Origin of the sequence: Dactylosporangium sp. CA-139114 (assembly GCF_050955725.1) — a bacterium.
Lineage (GTDB): Bacteria > Actinomycetota > Actinomycetes > Mycobacteriales > Micromonosporaceae > Dactylosporangium.
Genome location: NZ_CP192080.1, coordinates 3,308,215 through 3,325,148, shown reverse-complemented (window position 1 = coordinate 3,325,148; position 16,934 = coordinate 3,308,215). Strand labels below are relative to the sequence as shown.

Sequence of the window (16,934 nt, the reverse complement as noted above, 5' to 3'; positions counted from 1 at the left end):
CCATCACAACCCCAGGTACGCGGCGCGGACCCGGTCGTCGCGCGCCAGTGCGGGACCGGGGCCGTCGAGCACCAGGCTGCCGCTCTCCAGCACGTAGGCCCGGTCGGCCAGGTTGAGCGCGTGCGCGGCGTTCTGCTCGACCAGCAGCACCGCCACGCCCCGCTCGCGGATCGCCTTGACGGCGTCGAGCACCGTCCAGGTCAGCTTCGGCGACAGGCCCGTGGAGGGCTCGTCGAGCAGGAGCAGCCGGGGTCCGGCCATCAGCGCGCGGCCGATCGCGAGCATCTGCTGCTGGCCGCCGCTGAGCGTCTCGGATGCCTGCCGGCGCTTCTCGTGCAGGACCGGGAACAGCTCGAAGACCTCGCGCAGCGGCTCCTCGATGGACTTGCGGCCGCGGGTCCAGCCGCCCATCCGCAGGTTCTCCTCGACGCTGAGCGGGCCGAACAGCGCCCTCCCCTCCGGCACGTGCAGCAGGCCGCGGGCGACGAGCTCGCTCGGGCGTACCCCGTCGGCGCGCTTGCCGCCGAACATGACGCGCCCGGCGGTCGGCTTGATCAGCCCCGAGATGGCCTTGAGCGTCGTGGTCTTGCCGGCGCCGTTGGCCCCGACGATCGCCACGATCTCGCCCTCGTCGACCCGCAGGTCGAGCTCGTGCAGGATCTGCAGCCCGTGGTAGCCGGCGGACAGCCCCTCAAGCCTGAGCATGCGGGTCCTCCCCGAGGTATGCCTCGATGACCCGGGGGTCCCGGGTCACCTCCTGCGGTGCGCCCGAGGTGAGCACCCGGCCCAGGTCGAGCACCAGCACCGAGTCCGACAGCCGCATGACCGCGGCCATGATGTGCTCGACGAACACCAGCGTCACGCCGTCCTGCGTGCGCAGCTGCTCGAGCAGGTCCATCACCGGGGCGCGTTCCGCGGGCACCAGACCCGCGAGCACCTCGTCCAGCAGCAGCACACGCGGCTTGCTGGCCAGTGCGCGGGCCAGCTCCAGCCGCTTCAGCGCGGCCGTGGGCAGGCCCTCCGTCGGTGCGTCGCGCCACTTGCCGAGCCCGACCCGCTCGATCACCTCGGCGGCGCGCTCACGCGCGGTGCGCTTGGCCGCGCCGCCCGCCAGCACCGCGACGGTCACGTTCTCCAGCACGGTCATCGAGTAGAACGGCCGCATGAGCTGGAACGTCCGGGTCATCCCGGCGGCGGTGATCCGGTGCGGCGCGTGGCCGGTGATCTCTTTGCCGCCGAGGCGCACCCGCCCCGCGTCCGGCCGCAGCGCGCCGGCGACGAGGTTGAACATCGTGGTCTTGCCGGCGCCGTTGGGCCCGATCACGCCGAGGATGCTGCCCTCGGCGACCTCGAAGCTGACGTCGTCGACCGCGCGCAGACCTTTGAAGGACTTCGCGAGGCCCTCGACCTGAAGCAGCGTCATCGGCGCGACCACCTCTTGCGGAGCGCTCCGTAGATGCCCTGGGGCAGGAGCAGCACGATGATGATGAGCAGGATGCCGTACACGATGACGTCGAGGCCGCCGCGACCCTGCAGGAACGCCAGCGCCGCCGGCGGGTCGCGCAGGATCGTGGCCGTGACGTCGTTGAGCGGGCCCATCACGACGGAGCCGATCACCGGGCCCCAGATGGTGGCCACGCCGCCGATCACTGCGGGCAGGATCGCCTGGATCGACACGGCCGAGCCGAAGCCGAGGTCCGGGTCGATGAAGAGGAAGTACTGCACGTAGAAGGCGCCGGCGACCGCGGTGATCGCGGCGGAGAGCGCCATCGTGAGCAGCTTGTACCGCATCACCGGGATGCCGACCGCGGCCGCCGCGTCCTCGTCGTCCCGGGCCGCCTTGGCGAACTGCCCGGCCCGCGAGCGGACGAACTGCACGCTCACCACGAGGGCGAGCACGGTCAGCGCGAGCGCGATCCAGAAGTAGTTCGGCGAGTCCGGCTCGAACTGCAGGTACCACCACGAGGTGTCGGGGCGCAGCGGCACGTGGTAGCCCGACGCGCGGTTGACGAACTCGCTGTTGGTCGCCCACAGCCGCAGCATCTCCGCGAACGCGAACGTGGCCAGCGCGAAGTACGCCCCCCGCAGCTTGTAGCGCAGGGCCAGGAAGCCGATCAGGGTGGCGAACGCCGCGGCGAGCACCATGCCGACCAGCATCCCGATCCACGGCGAGACGTCGTGCCGGACCAGCAGCCAGCCACTGGCGTAGGCGCCGATGCCGAAGTAGGCGGCGTGACCGAAGCTGAACATGCCGCCGAAGCCGCTCATCATGTTCCAGCCGATGCTCATCAGCGCGAAGATGAGCACCCGCACCGCGACGGCGGCCTGCGCCGGCGGCAGCACGAACGGCAGCGGCACCAGGATCACGGCGAGCACCGCGATCGCCAGCAGGTGCCGGTTCCACGGCAGGCGGGGCAGCGGCCGCGGGGCCGCCGTGCCCGCCGCGGCGGGGTCGGTCGTGGTCGTCGTCATGCCGCCCTCCGGAACAGTCCCTGCGGCCGCAGGAAGAGCACGAGCACGAACACGATGAACACCGACAGCAGCGGCGACTGCCCGGGCAGGTAGATGCCGCCCAGTTGCTCCGCGAGGCCGATGATCAGGCCGCCGATGAGGGCCCCGACCACGTTGCCCATGCCGCCCAGCACGACGACCACGAACGCCACGATGTTGAACAGCGAGCCGGTCGTCGGTTCGATGGTGACCATCGGCGCGACCAGCGTGCCGGCCGCACCGGCGCAGGCCGTGCCGATCGCGAACGTCACCGCGTAGATGACCCGGGTGTCGATGCCGACCAGCTGCGCGCCGGTGTCGTTGGCGGCCACCGCGCGGATCGCGGTGCCGAGCCGGGTCCGGCGCAGCAGCAGGAACAGCAGGCCGGCCAGGACCAGCGCGCCGGCGAAGGCGAGGATCCGGGACAGGTTGGCGACGGCACCGAGGATCGGCACGCCGCGGTCGCCGGGCAGCGCCACCGAGCGTGGGTTGCCGCCGAAGAACAGCAGCAGCGCGTTCTCGATGACCAGCGAGATGCCCAGGGTGATCAGCAGCTGGTTCTCCAGCGGCTTGCCCATCGCCCCGGACAGGATGCCCCGCTGGACGAGAACGCCGAGCAGGAACATCGCCGGGACACTGATCGCGAGTGCGACGTACGGATGCAACCCGGCCTGGGTCAGCCCATAGGTGAGGAACAGCGCCACGGCCAGGAAGCTGCCGTGCGCGAAGTTGACGATGTCGAGCACGCCGAAGATCAGCGTCAGGCCCATGGCGATCAGGCCGTACACGCCGCCGATCAGGATTCCGGTCACGACGGCCTGCGTCACCACGACGCCGCTGCCCGACCGGAGGTAGGCGACCGCCACGGCGAGCGCGATCAGCGCCGCGATCACTGCGATCCGCTGCCACGGCACCCGCCGCCGGGCGGCCGCGCGCACCTCTTCGGGGTCCAGGGTGGCCACGCCGCTGGTGCCGGCGGCGTGGTCCTGGTCAGGGGTTGAGGTCACTGGCTCTTGAAGGCCGGGTAGATGGGCTGCGTCTCCGCCTTGTCGGCCGGGAACACCTGCTTGGGCACGCCGCCCTGCACCTGCATGAGGATCGGGGAGGCGTTCTCGTTCTCACCCGTCGGGCCGAACTTGATCGGGCCCTTGCCGGCGATCAGGGTCGGCACGGAGCCGGTGGCGATCGCGTCGCGGACCTTCTTCGGGTCGGCGCTGCCGGACTTCTCCAGCGCGTCGGCGATCACCTTGACCGAGTCGTAGGCGAGCACGGCGCCGGTGCGGATCTGGTCGTTGTAGCGCTCCTGGTAGAGCTTGGCCAGGGCCTGCATGTCCGGGTTGGTCATGTCGGCGTGGTAGTTGGCGTCGAAGTAGCCCTCACCTGCGGCGCCGACCTCCTTGGGGAACTGCGGGAGGTCGAACGCGCCGTCCGCCACGCCGTAGACGGCGTTGAGCGCCGGCTTGACGGTGTCGACGGCCTTGGCGACCAGCACGCCGTCGCGGTAGTAGCCGGCCACCATCAGCACGTCCGCGCCGCTCGCCTTGACCTGGGTCAGCTGGGTGGTCAGGTCGGAGACGTTCGCGGCGTCGTAGGCGATGGCCGGACCGACCTCGATGCCGGCCTTCGCGGCCTCGGCCTTGAAGGCGTCGCGCACCGCGGTGCCGAACGCGCCCTGCTCGTGCAGCACCGCGACCTTCTTGACCGGCTTGCCGGCGGCCTTGGCCACCTGCTCGAGGTAATCCGCGCCGGCGGTGCCGAGGACGGTCGAGCTGGGCTGCACCCGGAACGTGTACTTGTAGCCCTGCGCCAGGATGGAGTCGGCGCTGGACACGTCGATCACCAGCGGGACCTTGTTGCGCTCGGACACGGTGGCCACGTTCGTGGTCACCGCGCTCTGGTAGGTGCCGACGAGGCCGACGGCGCCCGCCTGGATGAGGCGCTGCGCCTCGCTCTGGCCGACCTCGGGCTTGCCCTGGGTGTCGCCGCTGAGCAGCTCGAGCTTCTTGCCGCCCTGCGACTTGATGCCACCGGCGTTGTTGATGGCCTCCACGGCCAGCTTTGCTCCGTTGTCCATCTGCTGCCCGTCGGCCGCGGAGGAGCCGCTCAGCGGGTGCAGGGAACCGATCTTTATGGTGCCGCCGGACTGGCCGCCGTCGCCCTTGCTCGTGCCCGCCGGCGCGGACCCGCCGCACGCGGCGAGCGCCAGCGGAAGCGCTAAGGCGAGGCTCAGGGTCCAGGTCTTCCTCATGTCAGCTCCTGGGGGTGGTGACTGTGTTCCGCCGCACGGAACGTCGCATGAGGGCTGATGCTTGCACTGCCCGCTGAGCGGGTCAAGAGGAGGGCGCATATTCTCTTTTGTGCCTGTAAAGAGCCGGTTCATGGGGTTGACCACGATGCCAACTGGTGCTGGAATTTCGTTCCGCTGGCAGAAACGTCGATGATGGGGATGTGGACGTGGCCGAGAGTCAGGGCACCGAGGCGGCGACCCGCGTGGCCGACGTCCTCCTGCTGTTCACCGATGGACCGGACCGGCTCGGGGTCACCGCGATCGCGCGCAGCCTCGACCTGTCCAAGGCCGTGGTGTACCGAATCCTGCAGACGCTCGTGGAACGCAGGCTCCTGGTCAGCGACCCGGCCAGCCGGGCCTACCACCTCGGCCCCGCGGCCGCCGCGCTCGGCGCCCGCGCGCTGCGCGAGTCGCAGCTGCGCTCGGTGGCCATGCCGACCCTACGTGAGCTGCACCTCGACACCGGCGAGACGACCACCGTTTCGGCCAGGGTGCACGGCGGCCGGGTGTACCTCGACCAGGTGGAGTGCACCAGGGAGATCAAGATGACCGTCGAGATCGGCCGCCGGTACCCACTGCATGCCGGCAGTTCCAGCACGTGCATCCTGGCGTTCCTCCCACCGGCCGAGCAGGAGGCGGTGCTGTCGGGTGAGCTGCCGTCGCTGACCGGCCGTACCGTCACCGACGCCGAACGGCTGCGCGAGCGGCTCGTCACGATCCGCGCCGAGGGCCTGGCCAACTCCGAGGGCGAGCGGCAGGAGGGCGCCGGCTCGGTCGCCGCACCCGTCTTCGACATCGACGGCACCGTCGTCGGCGCCATCTCGGTCTGCGGTCCGGCGCACCGCGTCGACGCGGCTGCGCGGGAACGGTTCGGCCCGATGGTGCGGGCAGCGGCCGACCGGATCTCCCGGGCGCTGGGCTGGTCCGGCGGGCTGCCGCAGGACGCACGATGACGCCGCGCTCCTGGCTCTACGTGCCCGGCCACCGCACCGAGCGGGTGGCCAAGGCGCTCACCGCCGGCGCGGACGTGGTCGTCGTCGACCTCGAGGACGCGGTGCCGGCCGAGCAGAAGACCACCGCCCGCGAGACCGCGGTCCGCCTGGCCGCCGAGGGCAGCCCGGTCTGGATCCGGGTGAACGACCCGGCCGGCCCGTGGGGCGAGGCCGATGTGGATGCCCTGGCCGGCCTCGGCGTGGCCGGCCTGCGGCTGCCGCGCAGCGCGGACCCGGCGCTTGTCCGAGAGGTCGGCACCCGCGCCGACCTGCCCCTGCAGCTGCTGATCGAGAGCGCGGCCGGCCTGGCCCGCGCCACCGAGCTGGCGACCGCCCATCCGCTGGTCGCCGGGCTCGGCCTCGGCGAGGCCGACCTCGCCGCCGACCTGCGGGTGACCGGCGACGAGGGACTCGCCTGGGCCCGCGGCTGGGTCGTGGTCGCCGCCCGCGCCGCCGGGCTGCCCTCACCCGTGCAGAGCGTCTACACCGACGTCGCCGACCTCGACGGCCTGCGGGCCAGCACGCGGCGGGCCCGCGACACCGGGTTCGTCGGCCGGTCGGTGATCCACCCCCGGCAGATCCCGGTCGTCCACGAGATCTTCACCCCGAGCGCCGCCGAGGTGGCGGCCGCACAGGCGGTCCTCGACGCCGCGGCCCGTGCGCAGGAGCGCGGCGAGGCCGCGGTACTCGACGGGAACGGTCGCTTCGTCGACCCCGCGGTCGTGCGCCGCGCCCGGCTCGTGCTCGACCTGCACCACCCGTCCGAACCATCCCCAGGAGGAACCAGTTGACCACCGAGCCGCAGCCACGCCCGGCGCCCGGCCCCGACGCCCTGCTCGCGGCCGTGACCGCGGGCGTCCGGCTCGTCGAGCTCGGGCACCCGCACTTCACGGGCATGCCGTGCTCGCCGAACCACCCCGGCTTCCGGATGAGCCTGATCCGCCGCCACGGCGACATGGTGCGTCCCGACGGCGGGTCCGCGTCCAACGAGATGATCGTGACCGGAGGGCACGTCGGCACCCACGTCGACGCGCTGTCCCACGTCAGCCACGACGGCAAGCTGCACGGCGGCGTCGACGCCGCGGCCGCCCAGATCGGGGGCCGGTTCACCGCGCTCGGCGCCGAGCACACCCCGCCGCTGCTGCGCCGGGGCGTGCTGCTCGACGTCGCCGGCACGCACGGCGTCGACGTCCTGCCGGCCGGCTACGGCGTCACCGCCGACGACCTGGCCGCGGCCGAGAAGCGGGCCGGCGTCGAGGTCGGCCGCGGCGACGTCGCGCTGGTGCGCACCGGCTGGGCGCGGCACTTCGACGACGCCGCTACCTACCTCGGCCAGCGCGACGGCGTGCCCGGGGCGACGCCGGAGGCGGCCGAGTGGCTCGCAGCCCGGGGCGTGGTCACCACCGGCTCCGACACCACGGCGTACGAGCAGATCCAGCCGGGCGCGGGGCACAGTGTGTTGCCCGTGCACCGGGTGCTGCTGGTCGAGGCCGGCATCTACATCATCGAGCACCTCAACCTGGAGCACGCCGCCGCCGAGGGGCTGACCGAGTTCGTCTTCGTCATGGCGCCCCTGCGTATCGTCGGCGGCACCGGCTCACCGATCCGTCCGTTCGCGGCGGTGTCCGCATGACCGGCCAGACCGTCGTCCAGCGCCTCGCCGCCCTCGCCGACGAGGTGCGCCGCACCGGGCTGCCCGGCGACCTGCGCGACGACGTCGCGCGCCGGGTGCTCGACCTGATCGGCAACAGCCTCGCCGCGACGGGACTGCCGGCGGTCCGCGCCGTGACCGCGGTGGCCGAAGGCTGGGGCGGCGCGGAGCAGGCGGTCGCGATCGGCACCGGGCGGCGTCTGCCGGCCGCGGCCGCGGCGCTGGTCAACGGCACCCGCGCGCACTCGCTCGACTTCGACGACACCCACCTGCCGTCGGTCCTGCACCCGTCGTCGCCGGTCGTGCCGGCCGCGCTCGCCGCCGCCGAGGCGACCGCCGCGTCCGGCGCCGCATTGCTCGACGCGGCGGGCATGGGCATCGAGGTCACGGTGCGGCTCGGCATGGGCGGCTACGACCGCAAGCTCGGCAACTCAGAGTTCTTCGAGCGCGGCCAGCACGCCACGTCGATCTGCGGCGCGATCGGCGCGGCCGTCGCCGCGGCGATGCTCTACCGGCTCGACGCCGACGGCATCGCGCACGCGGCCGGCATCGCCGCGAGCATGGGCGCCGGCCTGCTGGAGGCCAACCGCACCGGCGGCACGGTCAAGCGGGTGCACTGCGGCTGGGCCGCGCACTCCGGGGTCGTCGCGGCCGAAATGGCCCGGCACGGGCTGACCGGCCCGCCGACGGTGGTCGAGGGGCGCTTCGGGTTCCTGCACGCCTTCTGCGGCGAGCGGGCCGACGTCGACGCGGTGGTCGACCGGCTCGGCACGCACTGGGAACTGCCTGGCATCTTCTTCAAGCCCTACCCCTGCAACCACTTCACCCACGCCGGCATCGACGCGGCCCTGGCGCTGCGGGCGCAGGGCGTCGACCCCGCCGCCATCGAGTCGATCGAGCTGGGCGTGCCGTCGCCGGTGCTGCGCACCATCGCCGAGCCGGCGGCGGACAAGGCCCGCCCGGAATCCGGCTACCACGCGGCGTTCAGCGGCCCGTACACGGTCGCGGCGGCGCTGCTCGGCGGGGGCGGGCTGGGCCTCGGGCACGACGACTTCACCGATGCCGCGGCCGCCGACGAGCAGCGGCTGGCGCTGGCCGCCAAGGTCCGCTGCGTGGCGGACGCGCGCTGCGACGAGATCTTCCCGAACCAGTTGCCCGCGGTACTGCGCGTCGAGCTGCGCGACGGAACGCGGCACGAGGTGCGCGTCGACGTCAACCGCGGCGGCCCGGACAACCCGCTCAGCTCGGCCGAGCTGGCCACCAAGTTCGCCTTCAACGCCGAGGGTGTGCCCGACCGCGACGCCATCGCCGCCGCCGTGCTCGATCTCGCCGCGGCGCCGGACGTGGCCGCGCTGATGGAGCGGGTGCGGGGATGATCGACGCGCTCGCCGCGACGGCCGCGGCCACCGACTGGTCCGCCGCGCCGGCCGCGGTCCGCGAGCGGGTCGTCGACCTGGTCGCCGACACCGTCGCGGTCGCCGCGCTCGGCAGCGGGCGGGCCGAGCTGGCGGCGCTGGCCGCCGGTGGTGGCGGCGGCTCGGGCCACGCCACCGTGGTCGGCTCGGCACACGGCTGGCCGGTGGCGAGCGCCCAGTTCCTCAACGGCAGCGCGATTGCGGCCGACCAGCTCCAGGACGGACACCGGGCGGCCCGCGGCCACCCCGCCTCGCACGTGGTGCCGGGCGTGCTCGCCGTCGCCGAGGAGCGGGACGCCAGCGGCACCGCGCTGCTCTCGGCGGTGCTGGCCGGCTACGAGGTGGGCGTGCGCGTCGGGCGCGCGATGGGTGGCACGCCGCAGGGCGTGCACGACATCGGCACCTGGGGCCAGGTGGGCGTCGCGGCCGGGGTCGCCCGGCTGCTCGCGCCCGGCGACGCCGCGGCCATGCGCCGGGCGATCGAGCTGGCCGCCTCGGCCGTGCTGCTCAGCGACGCGGCCGCCGTCTTCGGCGGGTACTCCGGCGGGCACGCGTTCCTCGGCGCCTCGGTACACCTCGGCGCGAGCCTCGGCGGCGCCGCGGTGGCCGGGCTCGAACCGCGGCCGGGCGCGCTCGAGCGGCACCTCGCGGCGGTCGCGGCCCGCGGCTGGGAGCCCAGCGCGCTCACGGACGGCCGGGACCGGTACGAGGTGCTCCACGGCTACACCAAGGCGCACCCGACCTGCGCGCACCTGCACGGCGTCAACGACGCGGTGGCCGACATCGTGCGGGTCACCGGCCCGCTGGCCGACGTCGCCGCCGTGGAGGTGCGCGCGTTCGCGCACGCCGCCGGCTTCGACCAGGTCGCCGACAGCGAGCTGGCGGCCCGGTTCAGCGTGCCGACGTCGGTCGCCGTCGCGCTGCTCACCGGCCGGCTCGACGAGACCACCCTGACCACGCAGACGGTCCGCTCGGCCGCGGTCCGCGACCTGGCCGCCCGGGTCCGGGTGACGCACGACCCCGCGCTCGACGCGGGCTACCCCGACGGCCGGCCGGCCCGGGTGCGGGTGGTCCGCGCCGACGGCACCGAGCTGACCGGGTCGGCCGACCGGCCGCGCGGCGACGACGAGCGGGCCTTCTCCCGCGACGCGGTACGCGACAAGGCCGGGCGGCTGCTCGACCACCGGTTCCCCGGTCACGCCGGCCCAGTGCTCGCGGCGATCGACGGCCTGGCCGGCGACGCCCCGGTCCGCGACCTCGGCGCCCGGCTGCGCGAGGCGGCGCGATGATCGTCACCCGCCGGGACGGCGCCCTGCACCTCGTGGAGCAGGTCGAGCACGGACGGGTGTCCGGCGCGCTGGCGGAGGCCTGGGGCAACGACGTGTTCGAGGCGCCCACCCCGGGCGCACCGGTGCGCACCGCGGCGGCCCGGCACGACGAGGGCTGGCGGGCCTGGGACGCCCGCGTGCTCTTCCACGAGCTGGAGCGCCGGCCGCTGCACTTCCTGGAGATCGACGCGAGCGAGCACGTCCGGCTCTACCGGCAGGGCGTGGAGCGGGTCGCGCTCGGCGACGTCTACGCCGGCGTCCTGGTCGGCATGCACTGGACCGGGCTCTACCGGGGCCGCTGGTCGGCGCCCGGCGCCCGGGGCCGGCTGGACGTGGGCGCGGACGGGCGGGCCGCGCAGGACGCCGCGGTCGACGCCGAGGAGCGGCGCTGGATCGACGCCAAACGGCTGGCCTGGACCCAGCAGGAGCCCCGGGCCGCGTTCGAGAACCGGCTGTGGCACAACTTCGAGCTGCTCCAGCTGTGGGACCTGCTCTCGCTGTACCTGTGCGTGATGCCGCACGAGCCGGCCCCGGCGCCCGGGCCCGCCACCCCGTGGGGGCCGCAGCTCGCCGCGCTCGCCCACGCGGCCGAGGACGTGCTGCTGCCCGCCGTACGGCCGCACCCGCTCGGCGCTGCGGTGCGGATCACCGCCGGCGTCCGGGTGCCCGGCGAGGTGTGGCTCGACCCGTATCCGTTCCACCGCGACGGCATCGAGGTCGAGGTGGCCAGTACCGCCGTGCCCGACCGCGCGTTCGACCACGCCGAGCTGGCCGCCCGGGTCGGCCGCACCGCCCCCACCGTGACGAGCTGGCGCCTGGCGCCGTGGAGCCGCTGATGGACCTCGAGACCGCCCGCGTCGCAGCCGCCGCCTTCGTGCGCGCCGAGGCCGGGTTCGCCCAACTGACCACGATCGACGACGAGGGCTACCCGGTCACCCGCACCACGACCGCGTTCCTCGAGGACGACTGGTCGATCAGCCTTGTGCAGCGGGCCGGGCACCGCCGGCTCGGCCAGTGGCGGCGCGACCCGCGCACGCTGGTCACCTGGGTCGGCGCGTCGGCACCGGGCGCCACCAACGAGCACCCGGCCGTCTTCGACGTCAACCTGCTGCCGCCCCGGCTCGTCGCGGTCCGCGGGCGCGCCGAGCTGATGCCGCCGGAGTGGACCGTCGCGGTCTACCGGCGGCGGGTGAGCGAGCAGCGGGCCCGAGGTTTCACCAAGGCTCCACTGCGGACGGACGAGCAGGTAGTGGCCGAGCTGGCGGGGGTACGCATCCACCCGGTCCGGGTGCGCCTGGAGGGCTTCGGCGAGAACGCGGAGTCCCATCTGTGGACGGTGAGGAGACAACAAACATGATCAAGACCATTCTCGGGTACGAAATCGAAGAAGGCGTGAGCCCCGAGGAGTACGAGCGCTGGCTCTTCGAGGTGCACGCGCCCGACCTGCTGGCCAACCCCTACCTGGACCGGATCGTCTTCAACAAGGTGCTCCGGCCGGTGCGGCAGGCCTCCGGCGGCACGGCGGCGGTGCCCGAGGGCCTGACCTTCTACCGGATCGCCGAGATGCACTACGCCGACGAGGAGGCGTACGCCAACTACCTGCGCTGGTTCGAGGAGAACCCGCTGGCGCCCGAGCGCGGCCCGGCCGGCCGCACGAAGTTCAAGTTCTATCTCGTCAACCAGAGCACCGAGGTCACCCGGGAAAGCCTCGCGGCGCGATGAGTGTCGCCGCCGTCCACTGGGGACGCCTCGGTGAGGTGCTGACCGAGCTGTCGGCACTGCCGGCGCCGGAGCCGGACCTGGCCGCGTGGGCGACCCGGACCGGCACGCCGGACGGGGCGTTCCCGCTGCTCGGGGCCAGCACCCGGGCCGAGACGTACGTGGCGCTGCTGTGGAACGGCGAGCGCTGCCGGCGGGCCGGGCTCGGCCTCGACGCCGGGCTGACCCTGGTCGGCCTCGCCGTCGGGGCGGAGCACGGGCGCTCGGCGGCCGAACTGTCCGACGCGCTCGCCGACGTGCTGGCCGCCCGGGCGAGCGTCGCGGCGCCCCCGTCGCCGGTCGCCGGGCTCAGCACCGACGTCCTTGCGGCCGCCGCGCTCGCGGCGCGGCTGGCCGGCGTGCCGGCGGCACAGGAGCCGGCGCTGCTCGACCTGGCCGCCAGCCTGATGGTGATCACCCCACCCGGCCCGTCCGCCGAGCCGGTGGCCGGGCACGCGCTCGCCGCCGGCTGGCTGGCGCTGCGCGCCCGGCAGGCCGGGATCGCCGGGATGGCAGGCGGTCTGGCGCACACCCTGGCGGTGGTGTCCGGAACTCCGGCGCCGTTCGACCGCGCACCGTCCGATGTGGAGCTCAGCGCGATCGTCGGGGCCCTGTCGTGATCCTTTTGAACATCGCCCGGCCGGCCGGCACCGCCGACCCGGTCGATCTGGCCCGCGCGGCGCTGGCCGCCGGCCTCGACGGGGTCGCGCTGGCCGACAGCCCGCGGCTGTTCCCGGACTGTGTCGTGGAGACCGAGCGGGTGCTGTCGGCCACGCCGGCCCGGATGGCGGGGCCGTGCGTGCTGAGCCTCGGGCTGCGCCACCCGGCCGCGGTCGCCGGGGCGGTCCGCACGCTGCAGGAGCACCATCCCGGCCGGGTGCTCATGGTGGTCGGGCGCGGCGAGAGCTCCGTGCGCAACGAGGGGCTCGCCCCGCCGTCGCTGCGCGCGTACGAGGAGTCCCTCACCGCCCTGCGCGAGCTGGTGCCCGGATCGGCCCGCGTGCTCGGCGCCGCCTCGGGTCCGCGCACGATCCAGGCCACCGCGGCCCGGCTCGGTGGGGTGCTGGTGGACGCCGGCGCCGACCCGTCGACCGTCGCCAAGGCGGTCGCGCTGGCCCGGGCCGCCGACCCCGGCGCCGCCGTATGGATGTTCGTCCGGGCCGTGGTGACCGACGGCGAGGATGCGGCGGACGCGGCCGCCGCCCCGGTGCTCGGCTCGTGCGCCGCCCGGCTGGAGCGCGCGGCCGACTTCTTCGACGTACCGGCCGGCCTGCGCCCGGCGGTGGCCGCGGTCGCCGCCGGGCACGACTACCGCAAGCACGGCACGGCCGAGGCCCGCGGCGCGGCGACGGAGGCCGACCGCTACGTCCGGGACCGGTTCGTGGTCACCGGCGACCCGGCCGCGGTCGCCGCCCGCTTCGCCGACTTCGCCGCGCTCGGCGTCGACGGCATCGTGCTGGCCGGCGCGCTCAGCGGCGTGGTCGAGCGGCTCGACGCGCTCGGCGCCGCCGTCCGCGACGGATTCACCCTCAGGAAGCGCACATGACGCAGATCGACACCGCGCGGATCGCCGCATTCACCAACGACGCCCGGCTCGGCGACGCCCCGGACGAGGTCGTCGCCTTCACCCGGCTCCTGCTGCTCGACACGCTCGGCGCCCTGCTCGGCGGCCTGCGCTACCCGCCGGTGCGGGCATTCGGCGACGGGCTGCGCGCGGCCGCCCCGGCCGGGCCGCGGGACCTGCCGTTCGGCCGCCTGGTCACCCTCGGCGCGGCCGCCACCTGGCTCGACGCCGACTCCGGCGGCTCGTTCCACCCGCAGGGCCACCGGCTGCCGCCGGTGCCGACCGCGCACCCGGCACCGCACTGCCTGCCGATCCTCCTGCACGCCGCCGCGGCCGCCGGCACCGGCGACCGCCGGGTGCTGGAGATCTTCCTGCTCGCCAACGAGATCGGCATGCGCTTCGGCGTGGGCACGGCGCTGCGCCCCGGCCTGCACCCGCACGGCATCCACGGCCCGATCGCCGCCGCCCTGGCCACCGCGCTGCTGCACCAGCTCTCCCCGGCGAGCACCGCGGCCGCGGTCGAGCTGGCCGGCGGGCTGCCGCTGGCGGCGACCCTGGCCGTGCCGATGCACGGCGGCACGGTACGCAACCTCTGGACCGGCCTGGGCGCCTACTACGGCGCCGCCGCGGCCGGCCGGGCCGCCGACGGCGCCACGGCACCGGCGGGTCAGCTGGGCGCGCTGTTCAACGGCGCGGTCACCACCGATCTGTCCACAGTGGAGCTTACCGGGGAGCTCGGCACCCGCTGGCGGATCACCGACAGCTACCTCAAGCCGTACGCCTGTGCCCGCTGGGTGCATCCGGCCCTGGACGCGTACCGGCTCGCGGTCGCGGACGTCCCGGACCCGCTCGCGTTCGGCGGGGGCCTGGCCGCGATCGAGGTGGACACGTTCGCGTTCGCGGCGTCGCTGTCGGCCGCCGAGGTCGGCTCCGACCTGCACGCCCGGTTCTCGGTCCCGGTCAGCCTGGCCACCCTGGCGCTCGACGGCGAGCTGGCGGCGCCGGGCTTCCTGCCCGACCGCCTCGCCCGGCCGCGGGTCGGCGAGCTGGCGGCCCTCGTGCGGATGCGCGAGGACCCGGCGTTCAGCGCGGCACTGCCCCGCGAGCGGCCGACGACCGCCACGCTGCGCTGGCGCGACGGTGCGACCCGCTCCGCGACGGTGCGCAACGCCCGCGGCAACCCGAGCGACCCGCTGAGCCCGGCGGAGGTCGCGGACAAGTTCCGCCGCAACGCCGCGGAGGTGCTCAGCCCAGCCACGGCCGACGCGGCGGTCGCGGCCCTGACCGGCGACGCGGCCACCGACGGCGACAGCCTGGCCCGCGTCGCCCGCGAGGTGATCGGCGCGTTCTGCCCGTAGCGGTCCACCGCGGCGGCGGGGTCCTGGGGCGCACCGTCGCCGTGAAACTGCTGCGCGGCGGGCGCGGCGCGGACGGGAGTCCGCGCCTCGACGCGTACCTGGCCCGCTTCCACGCCGGCGACGGCCCGCTGCCACACGCGCACGTGACGACCGCCGCCGGCCTGATGCGGGAGCTGTGCGCCTCGTGCGGGCTCGGCGCATGCCGGATCCAGTTTGTGCGGGCTCGGCTCATGCCGGGACCGCCCGACGCCGCTGCCTTCGTCTCAGGCGCCGCCGTCTCCGTCGTCTTTGGCCGTTTCGCCGCCGTCGCGGCCGTGGTTGGCCCCTGCGCTGTTGATCCCCGATCCCCCGTTGGACGCCGAGCCTATGGCAATCCCGGAAAGCAACGCCCGTTGCAACTGCTCGATCAAGAACCTCAACTGCGCGGTTCCTGGGCCGATGTCGACGGATGCAGGATCTTGTCGACGCAAGGACGGTGCACCGGTGGCGGACGTGGAAGCCAGAGGCGTCGGCTGGCTGGCCGACCGTGCCATCCGGACCAAGATCCTGCTCGCGTTGACGGCCATGGCGCTCGCCGCAGTCATCACCGGCGCGTCCGCGTTGTCACGGATGGCCGCGATGGACGACAAGGTCAGCCAACTGCACGCCGTGAACGTCCGGCAGCTGGTCCTGCTCGGCGACATCCGCGGCGCCCAATCGCTGATCAACCACAATGCGGCAGTGCAGGGCAACGCCAACGGTGACCCACAACTCATCCACGCCGCCCAGCAGGGCACCGCGGCGGCGATCCAACAGCTGAACACCGCCCTCGACGCCTACCTGAAACTACCCAGGAGCGCCGCCGCACAGCGAACCGTCGATGAGTTCACCTCGCTCTGGCAGCAGTTCACCGGCGCCATCGCCGACATCGCCGCCGGCCGAGCGCCGACGATCGACTTCGGCAAGGTCGTGCCCGGGATGGAGGCGGCCGTCGCCGCACTGGCGCAGCAACAGGCCGCCGACGCCGACGCCGCGGTGCGAGACGCCCATACGCAGCACTCCAAAGCCCGGCTCGAGGTCCTGCTCACCCTGCTCATCGGCCTGGCCGTCGCCGCCGCCCTCGCCCTGTACGTCGCCGCGTCGATCACCAGACGGCTCACACCGGTCGTCGCCGCCATGAATGCGGTGGCCGCTGGCGACCTGTCCACGACCACACCCGTCGGCGGGCGGGACGAGATCGGCGCCATGGCCGATGCGGTCAACCGAGCTACCGCCAGTGTCCGCGAGACGGTCACCGCGCTCGCCCGCAGCGCCGAACTGGTCGCCCGCAGCTCCAACCAGCTCGACACCGTCACCGCAGGCGTCGCCGGCAGCGCCGGGTCGGTCTCCGCCCGCGCCCGCGACGCCGACCACACCGCCGCCCAGGTCTCCGGCAACGTGCAGACCGTCGCCGCCGCTGCCGATCAGATGTCCGCGTCAATCCGCGAGATCGCCCGCAACGCCAGCGAAGGCGCCCGCGTCGCCGGACAGGCCGTCACCGTCGTCAGCACCACCAACGAGACCGTCTCCAAACTCGGTCAGTCCTCCGCCGAGATCGGCAATGTCGTCAAGGTGATCACCGCCATCGCCGAACAGACAAACCTCCTGGCGCTCAACGCCACGATCGAGGCGGCCCGCGCCGGCGAGTCCGGCAAGGGCTTCGCCGTGGTCGCCTCGGAGGTCAAGGACCTGGCGCAGGAGACGGCGCGCGCCACCGAGGACATCGCCACTCGCGTGCGCACCATCCAGGCGGACACCGAGAGTGCCGTCGCTGCGATCGAGCAGATCAGCCGGATCATCGGCGAGATCTCGCAGTACCAGACCACCATCGCCTCCGCCGTCGATGAGCAGACCGCCACCACGAGCGAGATGACGCGCAATGTCGGCGAGGCGGCCGGCGGCGCGCAGACCATCGCCGCCACCATCGCCGAGGTCGCCGCCGCTGCCGAGGAGACCAGCCGCAACGTCGCCGTCGGCCGCGAGGCAAGCGGCGAACTTGCGGGCCTCTCCCGCGAGCTGCAAAGCCTCGTCGCACGATTCAAGCACCGGTAGGCCCGCGGGCGCGCGAGCACA

At 74.2% G+C, this 16,934-nt stretch carries 18 protein-coding genes; 12 read left to right on the top strand and 6 right to left on the bottom strand.

Features of this window, described 5'->3' with window-relative positions:
• Positions 1 to 3: 3 nt before the first annotated feature.
• Genes ACQP2P_RS15110 through ACQP2P_RS15090 form a run of 5 tightly spaced genes read right to left on the bottom strand, consistent with a single transcriptional unit; the run spans position 4 to position 4,738 of the window.
• On the bottom strand, positions 4 to 705 hold the full coding sequence (locus ACQP2P_RS15110; protein WP_433616558.1) for an ABC transporter ATP-binding protein: 702 nt from the start codon (positions 703 to 705) through the stop codon (positions 4 to 6).
• Complete coding sequence (locus tag ACQP2P_RS15105) at positions 692 to 1,423, bottom strand: ABC transporter ATP-binding protein (protein WP_433616556.1); 732 nt, start codon at positions 1,421 to 1,423, stop codon at positions 692 to 694. Before ACQP2P_RS15105 ends, ACQP2P_RS15110 begins: the two co-directional genes overlap by 14 nt.
• A complete protein-coding gene (locus ACQP2P_RS15100) occupies positions 1,420 to 2,472 on the bottom strand; it encodes a branched-chain amino acid ABC transporter permease (protein WP_433616554.1) in 1,053 nt (350 codons plus the stop codon). Before ACQP2P_RS15100 ends, ACQP2P_RS15105 begins: the two co-directional genes overlap by 4 nt.
• On the bottom strand, positions 2,469 to 3,497 hold the full coding sequence (locus tag ACQP2P_RS15095; RefSeq protein ID WP_433616552.1) for a branched-chain amino acid ABC transporter permease: 1,029 nt from the start codon (positions 3,495 to 3,497) through the stop codon (positions 2,469 to 2,471). The genes ACQP2P_RS15100 and ACQP2P_RS15095 overlap by 4 nt, the downstream gene beginning before the upstream one ends.
• Positions 3,494 to 4,738 (bottom strand): ABC transporter substrate-binding protein, encoded by a 1,245-nt coding sequence (locus ACQP2P_RS15090; RefSeq protein WP_433616551.1) that lies wholly within the window; start codon positions 4,736 to 4,738, stop codon positions 3,494 to 3,496. Before ACQP2P_RS15090 ends, ACQP2P_RS15095 begins: the two co-directional genes overlap by 4 nt.
• Before the next feature lie 206 nt (positions 4,739 to 4,944).
• On the opposite strand from ACQP2P_RS15090, the gene ACQP2P_RS15085 reads away from it, so the two are divergent.
• From ACQP2P_RS15085 to ACQP2P_RS15035, 11 genes are read left to right on the top strand one after another with little or no spacing between them, the layout of a single operon-like run.
• Positions 4,945 to 5,730 (top strand): IclR family transcriptional regulator, encoded by a 786-nt coding sequence (locus tag ACQP2P_RS15085; RefSeq protein ID WP_433616549.1) that lies wholly within the window; start codon positions 4,945 to 4,947, stop codon positions 5,728 to 5,730.
• Positions 5,727 to 6,560 (top strand): HpcH/HpaI aldolase/citrate lyase family protein, encoded by an 834-nt coding sequence (locus ACQP2P_RS15080; protein WP_433616548.1) that lies wholly within the window; start codon positions 5,727 to 5,729, stop codon positions 6,558 to 6,560. The genes ACQP2P_RS15085 and ACQP2P_RS15080 overlap by 4 nt, the downstream gene beginning before the upstream one ends.
• Positions 6,557 to 7,402: a cyclase family protein gene (locus tag ACQP2P_RS15075; RefSeq protein ID WP_433616546.1), complete on the top strand. Its 846-nt coding sequence runs from the start codon at positions 6,557 to 6,559 to the stop codon at positions 7,400 to 7,402. The genes ACQP2P_RS15080 and ACQP2P_RS15075 overlap by 4 nt, the downstream gene beginning before the upstream one ends.
• The gene (locus ACQP2P_RS15070) at positions 7,399 to 8,796 is read left to right on the top strand and encodes an MmgE/PrpD family protein (protein WP_433616545.1); all 1,398 of its coding nucleotides are present in this window, start codon (positions 7,399 to 7,401) and stop codon (positions 8,794 to 8,796) included. Before ACQP2P_RS15075 ends, ACQP2P_RS15070 begins: the two co-directional genes overlap by 4 nt.
• A complete protein-coding gene (locus tag ACQP2P_RS15065) occupies positions 8,793 to 10,124 on the top strand; it encodes an MmgE/PrpD family protein (RefSeq protein WP_433616544.1) in 1,332 nt (443 codons plus the stop codon). The genes ACQP2P_RS15070 and ACQP2P_RS15065 overlap by 4 nt, the downstream gene beginning before the upstream one ends.
• Positions 10,121 to 10,999: a DUF3891 family protein gene (locus ACQP2P_RS15060; RefSeq protein ID WP_433616542.1), complete on the top strand. Its 879-nt coding sequence runs from the start codon at positions 10,121 to 10,123 to the stop codon at positions 10,997 to 10,999. Before ACQP2P_RS15065 ends, ACQP2P_RS15060 begins: the two co-directional genes overlap by 4 nt.
• Positions 10,999 to 11,520 (top strand): hypothetical protein, encoded by a 522-nt coding sequence (locus ACQP2P_RS15055; RefSeq protein WP_433616541.1) that lies wholly within the window; start codon positions 10,999 to 11,001, stop codon positions 11,518 to 11,520. The genes ACQP2P_RS15060 and ACQP2P_RS15055 overlap by 1 nt, the downstream gene beginning before the upstream one ends.
• Positions 11,517 to 11,885: an EthD domain-containing protein gene (locus tag ACQP2P_RS15050; RefSeq protein WP_433616540.1), complete on the top strand. Its 369-nt coding sequence runs from the start codon at positions 11,517 to 11,519 to the stop codon at positions 11,883 to 11,885. Before ACQP2P_RS15055 ends, ACQP2P_RS15050 begins: the two co-directional genes overlap by 4 nt.
• Entirely contained in the window at positions 11,882 to 12,541 is a 660-nt protein-coding gene (locus ACQP2P_RS15045; RefSeq protein ID WP_433616539.1) for a hypothetical protein, read from the top strand. The genes ACQP2P_RS15050 and ACQP2P_RS15045 overlap by 4 nt, the downstream gene beginning before the upstream one ends.
• Positions 12,538 to 13,467: an LLM class flavin-dependent oxidoreductase gene (locus ACQP2P_RS15040; protein ID WP_433616537.1), complete on the top strand. Its 930-nt coding sequence runs from the start codon at positions 12,538 to 12,540 to the stop codon at positions 13,465 to 13,467. Before ACQP2P_RS15045 ends, ACQP2P_RS15040 begins: the two co-directional genes overlap by 4 nt.
• Positions 13,464 to 14,843, top strand: a complete 1,380-nt coding sequence (locus ACQP2P_RS15035) for an MmgE/PrpD family protein (protein ID WP_433616536.1) — start codon at positions 13,464 to 13,466, stop codon at positions 14,841 to 14,843. Before ACQP2P_RS15040 ends, ACQP2P_RS15035 begins: the two co-directional genes overlap by 4 nt.
• 263 nt (positions 14,844 to 15,106) lie before the next feature.
• Here the strand turns inward: ACQP2P_RS15035 and ACQP2P_RS15030 are convergent, their stop codons facing one another.
• Entirely contained in the window at positions 15,107 to 15,253 is a 147-nt protein-coding gene (locus tag ACQP2P_RS15030) for a hypothetical protein (RefSeq protein ID WP_433616534.1), read from the bottom strand.
• A gap of 73 nt (positions 15,254 to 15,326) precedes the next feature.
• Here ACQP2P_RS15030 and ACQP2P_RS15025 point away from each other — a divergent pair, with 73 nt between their 5' ends.
• Positions 15,327 to 16,913 (top strand): methyl-accepting chemotaxis protein, encoded by a 1,587-nt coding sequence (locus ACQP2P_RS15025; RefSeq protein WP_433616533.1) that lies wholly within the window; start codon positions 15,327 to 15,329, stop codon positions 16,911 to 16,913.
• Positions 16,914 to 16,934: the final 21 nt, after the last annotated feature.